Annotated in this window: 10 protein-coding genes; 4 read left to right on the top strand and 6 right to left on the bottom strand. The window is 64.2% G+C overall.

Going from position 1 to position 12,357, the window contains the following annotated elements:
- The 4 genes from trpB to JHD59_RS12555 all read left to right on the top strand — a co-directional run.
- Window positions 1-913: tryptophan synthase subunit beta (trpB, locus tag JHD59_RS12570; protein ID WP_199154498.1), on the top strand; the 913-nt coding region annotated here is incomplete at its 5' end.
- Window positions 914-925: 12 nt separating this feature from the next.
- Complete coding sequence (gene trpA, locus JHD59_RS12565) at window positions 926-1,714, top strand: tryptophan synthase subunit alpha (RefSeq protein ID WP_199154497.1); 789 nt, start codon at window positions 926-928, stop codon at window positions 1,712-1,714.
- A gap of 73 nt (window positions 1,715-1,787) precedes the next feature.
- Window positions 1,788-2,657, top strand: a complete 870-nt coding sequence (accD, locus tag JHD59_RS12560; RefSeq protein WP_103321585.1) for an acetyl-CoA carboxylase, carboxyltransferase subunit beta — start codon at window positions 1,788-1,790, stop codon at window positions 2,655-2,657.
- Window positions 2,658-3,109: 452 nt separating this feature from the next.
- Window positions 3,110-3,661, top strand: a complete 552-nt coding sequence (locus tag JHD59_RS12555) for a GNAT family N-acetyltransferase (protein ID WP_199154496.1) — start codon at window positions 3,110-3,112, stop codon at window positions 3,659-3,661.
- 134 nt (window positions 3,662-3,795) lie between these two features.
- On the opposite strand, the gene JHD59_RS12550 is transcribed toward JHD59_RS12555, so the two are convergent.
- From JHD59_RS12550 to JHD59_RS12525, 6 genes are all read right to left on the bottom strand, one after another.
- A complete protein-coding gene (locus tag JHD59_RS12550; protein WP_233164059.1) occupies window positions 3,796-6,318 on the bottom strand; it encodes a S9 family peptidase in 2,523 nt (840 codons plus the stop codon).
- A gap of 143 nt (window positions 6,319-6,461) precedes the next feature.
- A complete protein-coding gene (gene mmsB, locus JHD59_RS12545) occupies window positions 6,462-7,352 on the bottom strand; it encodes a 3-hydroxyisobutyrate dehydrogenase (RefSeq protein WP_199154494.1) in 891 nt (296 codons plus the stop codon).
- Window positions 7,353-7,382: 30 nt separating this feature from the next.
- Window positions 7,383-8,501 carry an enoyl-CoA hydratase/isomerase family protein gene (locus tag JHD59_RS12540; protein ID WP_199154493.1) on the bottom strand — a complete coding sequence of 373 codons (1,119 nt, stop codon included), beginning with the start codon at window positions 8,499-8,501 and terminating at the stop codon, window positions 7,383-7,385.
- 131 nt (window positions 8,502-8,632) lie between these two features.
- Window positions 8,633-9,415 (bottom strand): enoyl-CoA hydratase, encoded by a 783-nt coding sequence (locus JHD59_RS12535; RefSeq protein WP_199154492.1) that lies wholly within the window; start codon window positions 9,413-9,415, stop codon window positions 8,633-8,635.
- Window positions 9,416-9,556: 141 nt separating this feature from the next.
- Entirely contained in the window at window positions 9,557-10,717 is a 1,161-nt protein-coding gene (locus tag JHD59_RS12530; protein ID WP_199154491.1) for an acyl-CoA dehydrogenase family protein, read from the bottom strand.
- Window positions 10,718-10,834: 117 nt separating this feature from the next.
- Window positions 10,835-12,337 carry a CoA-acylating methylmalonate-semialdehyde dehydrogenase gene (locus tag JHD59_RS12525; protein ID WP_199154490.1) on the bottom strand — a complete coding sequence of 501 codons (1,503 nt, stop codon included), beginning with the start codon at window positions 12,335-12,337 and terminating at the stop codon, window positions 10,835-10,837.
- Window positions 12,338-12,357 lie beyond the last annotated feature (20 nt).

Raw genomic sequence — 12,357 nt, 5'->3', positions numbered from 1 at the left:
CGGCCAGGCGCTGCTGGCGCGCCGCATGGGCAAGAAGCGCGTCATCGCCGAAACCGGCGCCGGCCAGCATGGTGTGGCCACGGCCACCGTGGCGGCGCGCTATGGCATGGAGTGCGTGGTGTACATGGGCGCGGAGGACGTCAAGCGCCAGTCGCCCAATGTGTTCCGCATGAAGCTGCTGGGCACCACCGTGGTGCCGGTGGAGTCTGGCTCCAAGACGCTGAAGGATGCGTTGAACGAAGCGATGCGCGACTGGGTGACCAATGTCGATTCCACTTTCTACATCCTGGGCACGGCTGCCGGCCCGCATCCGTACCCGATGCTGGTGCGCGACTTCGTGTCGGTGATCGGCGAAGAAGCCAAGGTGCAGATGCCGGAAGTGATCGGCCGCCAGCCCGATGTGGTGGTGGCGTGCGTCGGCGGCGGATCCAACGCCATCGGCATGTTCCACCCGTATATCGACGTGCCGGGCGTGCGCATGGTGGGTGTCGAGGCCGGCGGGCACGGCATCGCCAGCGGCAAGCACGCCGCGCCGCTCAGCTCGGATGCCAAGGTGGGCGTGCTGCACGGCGCCAAGAGCTATCTGATGCAAGACGAGGACGGCCAGATCATCGAGACGCATTCGGTGTCGGCAGGCCTCGATTATCCGGGCGTCGGCCCGGAGCACAGCTATCTGAAGGACATTGGCCGCGCGGAATACGTGGCGATCAATGACGACGAGGCGCTGCGCGCCTTCCACGACTGCTGTCATCTGGAAGGCATCATCCCGGCGCTGGAGTCCAGCCACGCGCTGGCCTGGGCCGCCAAGGTGGCGCCGACCCTGGGCAAGGACCAGGTGATCCTGGTCAACCTGTCCGGCCGCGGCGACAAGGACATCAATACTGTTGCCGGCCTCTCCGGCATTACCTTGTAAGGGGGACGCCGCATGTCACGCATAGAAAAACGCTTTGCCGAGCTGGCGGGCAAGAAGGCCCTGATTCCCTTCATCACCGCCGGGGATCCCAATCCCGGCCTGACCGTGTCGCTGATGCACGGCCTGGTGGAAGGCGGCGCCGACATCATCGAGCTGGGCGTGCCATTCTCCGATCCGATGGCCGACGGCCCGGTGATCCAGCGCGCCTCCGAGCGCGCGCTGGTGCACAAGGTGGGTTTGCGCCATGTGCTGGAAATGGTGGCCGAGTTCCGTCGCTCGGATGAAGTGACGCCCGTTGTGCTGATGGGCTACCTGAACCCCTTGTGCGCGATGGGCTATACCGAATTTGCCAAGCGCGCCAAGGCTGCCGGCGTGGACGGCGTGCTGACGGTGGATTGTCCGCCGGAGGAAGCTGTCGATCTGCAGGCGGCGCTGGATGCCCAAGGACTGGACACGGTGTTCCTGATCGCGCCCACCACGCCGCCGGCGCGGGTGGCGGAAATCGCCAAACTGGCGCGCGGATACGTTTATTATGTGTCGCTGAAGGGCGTCACCGGCGCGGGACATCTGGACATTGACGACGTAGCGCGTAAAATTGCTGCCCTCAGACAACAATTGCCGCTGCCGATAGGCGTGGGCTTCGGGATTCGCGACGCCGCGACTGCCAAGGCCATCGCCACCGCTGCCGACGCGGTGGTGGTGGGCAGCAGGCTGGTACAGGAAATTGAGGCGGCGACACCCGAAACTGCCAAAGAGCAGTTAACTCGTCTGGTGGCCGAACTAAAGGCCGCCATCCGCTAGAACACCGACGGGGGCCATCGCCCCCGTTCATGCGCCGGGAACCGTCCCGCGCATTTAGATTCAAGGAGTCAGCATGAGCTGGTTGAATAAGCTCCTCCCGCCGAAGATCAAGCGCGAAAACCGCGCCGACAAACCTTCCGCGGTGCCCGAGGGGCTTTGGAGCAAGTGCCCGGAATGTGAAGCCGTATTGTATTACACCGACCTGGAGAGCAATCTGCAGGTCTGCCCCAAGTGCAGCCATCACCATCCGCTGACGGCGCGTCAGCGCCTGAACCTGCTGCTGGATGAGGAAGGCCGCCGCGAGGTGGGCGAGGAAGTCAAGCCGGTGGACATCCTCAAGTTCAAGGACAGCAAGAAGTATCCCGACCGCCTGAGCGCGGCCAAGAGCGATACCGGCGAGGATGACGCGCTGGTAGTGATGCAAGGCAGCATACACTCCCTGCCAGCCGTGGTGGCCGCGTTCGAATTCCGGTTCATCGGCGGCTCCATGGGCTCGGTGGTGGGCGAACGCTTCGTGCGCGGCGTGCGCGCGGCAGTGGAGGCCAAGGCGCCGTTCATCTGCGTGGCCGCTTCCGGCGGCGCGCGGATGCAGGAGGGCTTGAACTCGCTGATGCAGATGGCCAAGACCAGCGCCGCGCTGCAACTGTTGTCCGACCACAAGCTGCCGTTCATCTCGGTGCTGACCGACCCGACCATGGGCGGCGTATCGGCCTCGTTCGCCTTCCTGGGCGATGTAGTGATGGCCGAACCCAAGGCGCGCATCGGCTTCGCCGGCGCCCGCGTGATCGAGCAGACCGTGCGCGAGACCTTGCCGGAAGGCTTCCAGCGCGCGGAGTTCCTGCTGGATAAGGGCGCCGTGGACATGGTGGTGGACCGCCGCGAGCTGAAGCGCAAAGTGGCCAGTATGATTACCTTGCTGATGAAGGAGCCGTCGGCAGTCTAACGGCGACGCTCTCTTATCGGATTCCAAGCCCGCTCCGTCACATGACGCGGCGGGCTTTTGCTTGCCGTGCACGCCCGGCCTCTGGATTGTCACGATGACTTGAATTTCATATGGCATAATTTTTCATCATTCAAAAGTCATAAGGAGTCCAGCCGATGAGCCAATTCAATCTTTATGCGCAGGAGCAAGGCGGCGGAGTGGTGTTTCAATGGATTTTCGCTTAAAGCATTTTCTTCAGTTGTAATCGGCGCCGTCAGGCAGCCGCTCCCCGCTCTTCCCCTTCCATCGCATCCGCGCGGTGACTTAAGCCTGCTCGTCAGGCGCATTTTCCCTATGCATCTCCTCGCGCTAGCCAGCCAGCTGTTTTCCCGTGTCGGGCGGCATGGCCATGGCTGCGGGTTGCGGGTAGTTTGGCGGGCGCGTGCAGCGTGAATCCCAATCAGGAAGTTTGTATGCAACAACTGGATATTTCGGCAATTGGCACGGCTGTCCTAAGCGAACGACTTTGCCTGGAGCCTTTGCAGGCGGAGCATGCGACGGCATTGTTTCCCTTGTTCCAACATCCGCGCATCTACGACTGGATATCGATACGGCAGCCGGCGTCTGTCGAGGCGCTGGCAAAAGCCTGGCGCGATCTGCCGTTTAAAGCGGCGGGCGAGCCTGATGAGTATGGGTTCGGATGGGCGGTGAGGCGGCTGGAGGACGGCGCATGGCTCGGCAAGATGGATGCCGATGTCCGCGCCGATGGCATCGCCAGCAATGTCGGCTATTGGTTTGCCCCGGATTACTGGGGGCAAGGTTATGCCAGCGAGGCGGTCGCGGCTTTGGCGCGCCATCTGGCCTTGCATGGGGTATATGAGCAACGGGCCACCGTGACGGTGGGCAATGAAGCCTCGCTGAGGGTGCTGGCGCGCGCGGGCTTTGTTCAAACGCGGGTGTTGCCGGATAACGATACCGTGGGCGGACGCCTGGTCGACGATGTCGAGCTCGTTCGTTTCGCTTGAGGGTTGAGCGATGCGTGAGATTCGCGCGGGTGGAAATGGAAACGGATTGCAGCCGGGCGTGAGCCGGCGGCAATCCGTTTGTCTGCGGCTTTGCGCGGAAAGGCGCGTCCCGGGATTGCCGGGACGCGTGGACATCAGGGCTGCGGTGCTGGCGGTCCGGCTTGCGCGGTCTTCTGCGCGCGCGGCGGGGTGTTCTTCACGTACTTGTCGAACCAGTTGAGCATTTCGTACACCAGTTGCTCGTTGGATTCGCGCGCGGCGTACCAGTGCGGCTCGTGCGGCAGCATCACCAGCCGGGTGGTGCCGCCGTTGCCGCGGATGGCCTCGAAGAACTTGGAAGCCTGCAGCGGCGTGGTGCCGGGGTTGGCGTCGTCGGTGCCGTGGACGATCAGAATCGGCGTCTTCAGCTTGTCGGCGTAGAAGAAGGTGGACACTTTGCGGTAGACATCCGGCGCTTCCCATACCGAACGGCGCTCGCTCTGGAAGCCAAACGGCGTCAGCGTCTTGTTGTACGAGCCGCTGGTGGCCGCGCCGGCGCGGAACAGGTCGGTATGCGCCAGCAGGTTGGCCGTCATCAGCGCGCCATGGCTGTGGCCGGTGACGGCCACGCGGTCCGGATCGACTACGCCCAGTTTCACCGCCTCATTCACGGCGGCCTCGGCATCCATCTTCAGCTGGTCCAGATAGCTGTCGTAGGCGGCCTTAGGGTCGCCCACCACCGGGAACGAGGCCTGGTCGATGATGGCGTAGCCTGCCAGCAGCAGGTATTTGTACTGGTACAGGCGGGTGAAAGTCTGTTGCGAACCGCTGACCTGGCCGGCGCTGGCGGCGTCGGCGTAGTCCAGCGGGTAGGCATTGAGGATGGCCGGGATGCGGGTGCCTTCCTTGTAGCCGGGCGGCGTATACAGCGTGAACGACAGTTCCAGCCCATCGGCGCGCTTGTATTTGACCAGCCGTTTCTTGATCTGGCGCAGTTCCGGCGTCGGGTCGACGATGTGGGTGACCACGGCCGGCGTGGACGAGAAAACGGCTTCGCCCTTGTCGGCGCTGATGGGGCTGCCCAGTTTGCGCAGGAAGGCGTTGGGCGCTTCGGCCGGCGTCTGGCGCCAGGTCAGGAAGCTGCCGCTTTGACCGGACAGGCCGATGAAGCGCTCATAGGCGGATTTGTCGCTGCGGAACAGGCGCTGGCTTTCGCCGGTTTTCAGGTTCAGCTTGTCCAGGAAGGGGCGGTTGCCTTGCGGGGAGGCGCCGGCGCCGGCCAGATAGATGGCGTCGCCTTCCAGCTGGATCACCCGTTCGCCATTGGCCAGGGTGCGGTGCACCGGGCTGCCCGGATCGGCGTACTTGTTGTCGAAGGACATGTCCCACAGCAGTTTGCCAGCCTGTTTCGCATCGTCGATGTTGACGATGCGGGTCTGCCGCCAGTGTTTGTTCAGATCGATCTCATGCACCAGCGCGGTGTCGGCGCGCTCGGTCCAGTCTATGCCGGCGAAACGCTGAGTGGTGCGCAGGATTTCCACCGGCGCGGCGGTGAACGGCGCTTTTTGCATCATCACCTTGTCGCGCGCCGGCACGGTGTTCTGCCAGTCGCCGCCATCCAGCGCCTCGGCCCAAAGCAGGGTGGCCGGCTCGGTGGCGCGCCAGAAGAAATCGCGCGGGCCAAGCGGCTCGCCATGCACCGGCACGCGGTCGGCCAGCGGCAGTGAGGCGACGGTATGGATGGCGATGCGGCCAGGCTTGGAAATATTCCATACCTGCACTTCATGCGGGAAGCGTTCGTAAGTGGTGACGTAGGAATAAGGCTTGCGCACGCTGCTGACCAGGATGTGCTTGCCGTCCGGCGCCGGCGCCACGCCATCGTACAGGGCCGCTTGGCCAAGCGGCGTGGCTTTGCCGCTGGCGGCGTCCACCAGCAGCAGCTGCGAGGCGGCATAGTAGTCGAACAGCGCTTCGTCGTGCGGGCTGTTCAGCGTATCGCGGGTTTCATAGGTGCTGCTCTGGCCCTTTTCGCCATCGGCTTCCTGCACATTGGGGCCTTCCGGGCCCGCATCCTTCACCGGCGGCGGTCCGAGTTTGGCCGGCACGGCCTTGACCAGCAAGGTTTTCTGGTCCGGCATCCATTGCAGTTCATCGTTGAGCATCGGGTTCAGGCGGATGCCGGGAAGCTTGCGGATCTGGCCGCTGGCGACATCGCCCACCCAGACTTCTACCGCATTCCTAGTGGTGTTGGCGAAGGCGAAGCGTTTGCCGTCGGCGGACCAGATCGGCGCATCCGGGCAGGCGCCGGCCGGCAGCGCGATCGGCGTTTCCTTGCCGCCGGGGAGGGTTACCAGCTTGAAGCTTTCGGCGCACGGCGCGATGCCGTAGCCGCCTGGCGTGTCGTGCTTGCTGCGATTGGCTGGCTCGACGCGGGTGCCGGCCAGTTTCAGGTAAGGCGCGGCCACGCGGGCGATGGAGGGATACTCCTGCCAGGCAACCAGCAGCATGCTGTCCTTGGTGGGGCTGATGCTGGGGCCGGGCAGCGACGGCGCGCGCATCACTTTGAGGATGTTGGCCGGCGGTTGCTGATAACCGGCAGCGGATGCGGCGGCGGACAGCATGGCGCAGGCCGCCAGCGTGGCGGCGTTGATGCCCTTCAGAGCGTGCAATGGAAACATGGTCATCCTTGTAGACATCTTGTTGTGGTGATTGTCCGTTCATCAAGCGCCAACGGGAGGCTGCTGACACGGCCTCCCGTTGGAAAGACACAATGACAAATTTATCACATGTCATATGTGTTGGGGTGATGGTCTTGACCTGTTCAATTCACCGTATGAAAGTATTTGACGATGCTGGAGAAGTCCAGCTTGCCATGGCCCTGATGCACATGCTCTTCGTACAGATTGCGCGCCAGCGCGCCCAGCGGATTGGCGGCGTGGCTTTGCAGCGCGGTTTCCTCGGCCAGCCCCAGGTCCTTCAGCATCAGCTCGGACATGAAGCCGCCGGCGTAGTTGCGGCTGGCCGGGGCATTTTCCATCACGCCGGGCCAGGGGTTGTAGAGTTCGGTAGCCCAGTTGCGGCCGGAGCTTTTGCTGATGATTTCGGACAAGACTTTCGGGTCCAGGCCGTTTTTCACCCCCAGGGCCAGCGCCTCTGCGGTGCCTGCCATCAGGATGCCCAGCAGCATGTTGTTGCAGATCTTGGCGGTCTGGCCGGCGCCGGCGCCGCCTGCGTGGAAGATGTTCTTGCCCATCGCTTCCAGCACCGGGCGGGCGCGGGAAAGGTCTTCCGCCGCGCCGCCGACGATGAAGGTCAGGGTGCCGGCCGCCGCGCCAGCGGTGCCGCCGGACACCGGCGCGTCCAGCATGGACAGGCCGCGCGCTTGCGCGGCTTCCGCCACTTGGCGCGCCGTGCCGGCGTCTATGGTGCTGCAGTCTATGACCAGCGTGCCCTTGGGCAGCTTGGCGAACAGGCCTTCATCGCCCAGGTACAGGCTGGCTACATGTTTGCCTGCAGGCAGCATGGAGATCACCACCCCCGCGTCCTTGGCCGCGTCGGCGGCGCTGGAAGCGGCCCGGCCGCCGGCCGCGGCTACCTTGGACAAGGCTTCGGCCGACAGGTCGAAGGCGTCGACCTTGAAGCCCTTGTTCAGCAGATTGACGGCCATCGGGCCGCCCATATTGCCCAGGCCGATGAAGGCGATGTTTTCCATGCTGCTCTCCTCTGTTTGGTTCTGTTTGTTTTATTTCAGCGCGGCCAGGGGGTGGTCCCCATCACGCCATGGCGATTCGAAGTGCCCATCCACCCAGGCCTGGTCGATGTCCGGCAACTGGCGGCTCCAATGCGGATTGCGGTCCTTGTCCACCAGCAGCGCGCGTACGCCTTCCGGGAAATCCGAGCGGGCGCAGAAGTTCACCGACAGCACCAGCTCCATCCGCAAGGCCTCGGCCAGCGACATGTGTTTGGAGCGGTTCAGGATTTCCCAGCTGACGGCGGCGGAGGTGGGGCAGCCGTGGGCGAAATTCTTGGCGGCGTCGGCGAGCCACGGGTCTTCGAACGCCGTTTCGGTCAGCGCGGAGGCGACGGCGGCCAGGTCGCCCTTGTTCATCAGCCGGTGCACAGCCAGCAGATTGCGCTCGACGTTGGAGGCGGGCAGGGCATCGCCCAACTGGCCTTCCAGCTGGTTCAGCAGCGCGCTGGCTACCGCCGGGTGACTATGCGCGTCGCCGCTCCAGTCGGCCTGCTGCAGCGCTTGCAGCAGCGCCGGATAGGCATCTGCGGCCAGCACATGATCGGCCAGATTGGCGATCAGCGCGTCGTGGGCGTTCAGCGGCGCGCCGGTCAAGGCCAGGAACAGGCCCAGGTGCGCCGGCATGCGTTGCAGGAACCAGCTGCCGCCCACGTCCGGGTACAGGCCGATGGTGATTTCCGGCATGGCGATGCGAGTGGCGGGCGTGACCACGCGGTGGCTGGCGCCGGCCATCAGGCCCAGGCCGCCGCCCATGACGATGCCGCCGCCCCATACAATCAAGGGTTTCCTGTAGCGGTGGATGCGGTAGTCGAGCGTGTACTCCTCGGTGAAGAAAGCCACCGCGTGCGGATGCGGGTAGTGCGACTCGGCTACCAGTTTTTCGCGCAGGCTGCGTACGTCGCCGCCGGCGCAGAAGGCGCGCTCGCCGGCGCCGCGCAGCACCACGGCGACGATGCCTGCATCGCGCTCCCAGATGGTGAGGCGCGAATCCAGCAGCCGGATCATGTCCAGCGTCAGCGCGTTCAGCGATTTTTCGGCATTGAGGGTGGCGATGGCGATGCGATGGCCGTCGCCGGTAGGTAGTTCGTCAAACAGTACCACGTCATGCATGGGGAGGCTCCGGAAAGGCTGTTGTTAACCACGAAAGACTGCAGGAAGGCGGCGAGCCGCCGCCATTGATCCGGGGCCGCGGCTCGCCGCTTTCGCGGTTTTCGTGGGGTTTGTGGCCATGTGTTTTGAGCTCAGGCGTTCTTCCAGTTCGGCGCGCGCTTTTCCAGGAAGGCGCGCGTGCCTTCGCCCTGGTCGTGGGTGTCGAACAGCTTGATGAAGGCCTCGCGTTCCTTGATCAAATTCCAAGCCGGCGGCTGGGTGCGGGCGGCCTGCACCAGCTGCTTGCACACGCCGACCGACGACGGCGACTGCTTGGCCACGCCCTCGGCCAGCTTGATGGCGGTTTCCAGCGCCTCGCCCTTGGCCACCACCTGCTCCACCAGGCCGATGCGCTCGGCGGTGGCGGCATTGACGCGCTCGCCGCACAGGATCATGCGCTTGGCCCAGCCTTCGCCCACCAGCCAGGGCAGGTTCTGGGTGCCGCCGGCGCAAGGCAGCAGGCCGACGCCGGCTTCCGGCAGCGCCATCTGGCTTTGTTCTTCGGCGATGCGGATGTCGCAGGCCAGGGCGCACTCCAGGCCGCCGCCCATGGCGTAGCCGTTGATGGCGGCGATGCTGACGCCGCGGAAGCCGGACAGCGCCTCAAAGGCTTCGCCGAACAGCATGGTCATCTCGGTGGCCACCTTCTTGTCGCCGTCGGCGAACATATTCAGGTCCGCGCCGGCGGAGAAGAACTTCTCGCCCTGGCCGGTGATGACTAGCGCGTAGATGTCGCGGTCGGCGTTGAGATCGGCCACCAGCTGCTTCAGCGCGGTCAGGCTGGCGCGATTCCAGGTGTTGGCCGGCGGATTGTCTATCGTCACCACGGCGGTGTGGCCGCGTTTTTCCACGTTCAGGTGGGCGTAGTTTTGCATCTGAATTCCTTTTCTTCAGCCACGAAAACCACGAAAAGACACGAAAGAGACCGCTCTTGCCTTGGCCGCAAGCAGGAGGCGTGATCCGAAAGCGCGATAGTTCGTGTTCTTTCGTGGTTTTCGTGGCGGTCAAATAAGCTGTTAACGCAGCGTTTCCAGCGCGCCGTCCTGCAGCATCTTGCGCGCGACTATCATCCGCATCACCTCGTTGGTGCCTTCCAGTATCTGGTGCACACGCAGGTCGCGCACATGGCGTTCCAGCGGGAAGTCTTGCAGGTAGCCGTAGCCGCCGAACAGTTGCAGCGCGTTGTTGGCAATATTGAAACTCAAATCGGTGGCCAGCCGCTTTGCCATCGCGCAATAGGCGGTGGCGTCGGCGCTGGCGTTGTCCAGTTTCCAGGCGGCCAAACGCACCATCTGGCGGGCGGCCACCAGTTCGGTCAGCATGTCGGCCAGTCGGAACTGCACGGTTTGCAATTCCGCCAGCGGATGGCCGAATTGCTGGCGCTCCTGCACATAGCGCTGCGCGGCGTTCAGCGCGGCCTGGGCGGTGCCGACGGCGCAGGTGGCGATATTGATGCGGCCGCCATCCAGCCCCTTCATGGCGAAGGTGAAGCCCTGGCCTTCTTCGCCCAGGCGATTGGCTACCGGGATTTCCACGTTGTCGAACGTGATGGCGCGGGTGGGCTGGCTGTTCCAGCCCATTTTCTTTTCCTTCTTGCCGTAGCTGACGCCAGGCGCGTCGGCCGGCACCACGAAGGCGGAAATGCCCTTGGGGCCGGGGCCGCCGGTGCGGGCCATGACCACCAGCACCTGAGTGCTGCCGGCGCCGGAGATGAACATCTTGCCGCCGTTCAGCACGTAGACTTCGCCCTTGCGTTCGGCGCGTGTTTTCAGCGAGGCGGCGTCGGAGCCGGCGCCTGGCTCGGTCAGACAGTAGCTGCCCAGCACCTCGCCAGTCACCATCTTGGGCACCCACTGCTCGGCCAGCGCTTTGCCGCCAAAGCTGGCGATCATCCAGCTGACCATATTGTGGATGGTCAGGTAGGCGGCAGTGGAGGTGCAGCCGGCGGCCAGCTCCTCGAACACGATGGCGGAGTCGAGCCGCGACAGGCCCAGGCCGCCGTAGGCTTCCGGCGTGTAGAGGCCCAGAAAGCCCATGTCGCCGCTCTTGCGGATCACGTCCAGCGGGAAGATGGACTCGGCGTCCCATTCGGCCGCGTGCGGCGCCAGTTCGCGCTCAGCGAAATCGCGGGCGCTTTGTTGGAAGGCGACCTGATCTTCGTTCAGTTCGAAATTCATTTACAACTCCTGTTTGCCACGAAACCCACGAACAACACGAAACCAAGGCGTCGATCATTCAAGGGCCGGCGCTCGGCCGTCATTCTTTTGTGTCATCCCGTGGCCAGTAAAACCGGTTTAACGCAGCGAGATGGTGGTGTGTACCTTGCCGCTGCTGGCCTCGTCGTCGAACCAGCGGCTGGTGACGGTCTTGGTCTGGGTGTAGAAGGCCACCACCTGCTTGCCGTAAGGGCCGAGGTCGCCCAGTTTGGACGCGCGGCTACCGGTAAAGCTGAACAGCGGCACCGGCACCGGAATCGGCACATTGATGCCGACCTGGCCGACGTCGATTTCCTCCTGGAACTTGCGCGCCGCCGCGCCGCTCTGCGTGAACACGGCGGTGCCGTTGCCGTTGGGGTTGGCATTGATGATGGCGATGGCTTCGTCCAGCGTGTCGGCCGCCATCAGGCACAGCACCGGGCCGAAAATTTCCTGATGATAGATCGCCATCTCGGGTTTGACGCCGGAGAAGATGGTCGGGCCGACGAAGTTGCCATGTTCGAAACCGGCGACTTTGACATCGCGGCCGTCCAGCTCCAGCTTGGCGCCTTCCTCCACGCCGCGGGCGATCAGGCTCTTGACGCGGTCCAGCGCGGCGCAGGAGATCACCGGGCCGAGGTCCGGATTGTCCTTGCCGGGGCCGATTTTCAGGCCCTTGGCCTTGGCCACCAGTTCCGGAATCCATTGCTGCGCCTCGCCCACCAGCACCGCGACGGATAGCGCCATGCAGCGTTGGCCGGCCGCGCCGAAAGCTGCGCCGGTCAATTGGTTCAATGCCTGCTCCTTGTTGGCGTCCGGCAGCACGATGGCGTGGTTCTTGGCGCCCATCATGCACTGCGCGCGCTTGCCGCTGAGGGTGGCGCGCTGGTAGACGTGGGTGCCTACCTTGGTGGAGCCGACGAAGGACACGGCCTTGATGTCCGGGTGGTCGCAGATGGCATCGACGACGGAGGCCGCGCCGTGCACCACGTTCAGCACGCCCTTGGGGATGCCGGCTTCCAGCGCCAGTTCCACCAGGCGCATCGTCACCATCGGATCTTGCTCGGATGGCTTCAGCACAAAGGTATTGCCGGTGGCGATGGCCATCGGGAACATCCACAGCGGAATCATGGCCGGGAAGTTGAACGGCGTGATGCCGGCGCACACGCCCAACGGTTGCTGCACGGTGTAGGTGTCCACGCCTCCGGCAACGTTTTCGGCGTATTCGCCCATCTGCAGGGTGCCGATATTGGCGGCGTGCTCCACCACTTCCAGGCCGCGGAAGACGTCGCCTTCGGCGTCGGCCAGGGTCTTGCCTTGCTCGGCGGTGAGGATGGCCGCCAGCTCTTTCATGTTTTCGCGGATCAGTTGCTGGTATTTCAGAAAGATGCGGGCGCGGGCGCCGATCGGCGTCTTCTTCCAGGTTTTGAACGCGTCCTTGGCGGCGGCGACGGCGGCGTTGACCTCGTCGGCGGTGGCCATCGGCACGCGCGCCAGCACTTCCTGGGTGGCCGGGTTGACGATGTCGCGCCATTCCGTGGTTTTGGACTCGACGAATTCGCCGCCTATCAACAGCTTGATATTTGGTACTGACTGGCTCATGGCACTGCCTCCTCTATTTG

Origin of the sequence: Chromobacterium sp. ASV23 (genome assembly GCF_016428945.1) — a bacterium.
GTDB lineage: Bacteria > Pseudomonadota > Gammaproteobacteria > Burkholderiales > Chromobacteriaceae > Chromobacterium > Chromobacterium sinusclupearum.
Note: the sequence above shows the minus strand (reverse complement) of the source record. Positions and strands in the feature narration are given on the sequence as shown.

Coding starts and splice junctions, on each gene's coding strand:
- trpA (WP_199154497.1), top strand. CDS start 926: ATGTCACGCATAGAAAAACGCTTTGCCGAGCTGGCGGGCAAGAAGGCC.
- accD (WP_103321585.1), top strand. CDS start 1,788: ATGAGCTGGTTGAATAAGCTCCTCCCGCCGAAGATCAAGCGCGAAAAC.
- JHD59_RS12555 (WP_199154496.1), top strand. CDS start 3,110: ATGCAACAACTGGATATTTCGGCAATTGGCACGGCTGTCCTAAGCGAA.
- JHD59_RS12550 (WP_233164059.1), bottom strand. CDS start 6,318: ATGTTTCCATTGCACGCTCTGAAGGGCATCAACGCCGCCACGCTGGCG.
- mmsB (WP_199154494.1), bottom strand. CDS start 7,352: ATGGAAAACATCGCCTTCATCGGCCTGGGCAATATGGGCGGCCCGATG.
- JHD59_RS12540 (WP_199154493.1), bottom strand. CDS start 8,501: ATGCATGACGTGGTACTGTTTGACGAACTACCTACCGGCGACGGCCAT.
- JHD59_RS12535 (WP_199154492.1), bottom strand. CDS start 9,415: ATGCAAAACTACGCCCACCTGAACGTGGAAAAACGCGGCCACACCGCC.
- JHD59_RS12530 (WP_199154491.1), bottom strand. CDS start 10,717: ATGAATTTCGAACTGAACGAAGATCAGGTCGCCTTCCAACAAAGCGCC.
- JHD59_RS12525 (WP_199154490.1), bottom strand. CDS start 12,337: ATGAGCCAGTCAGTACCAAATATCAAGCTGTTGATAGGCGGCGAATTC.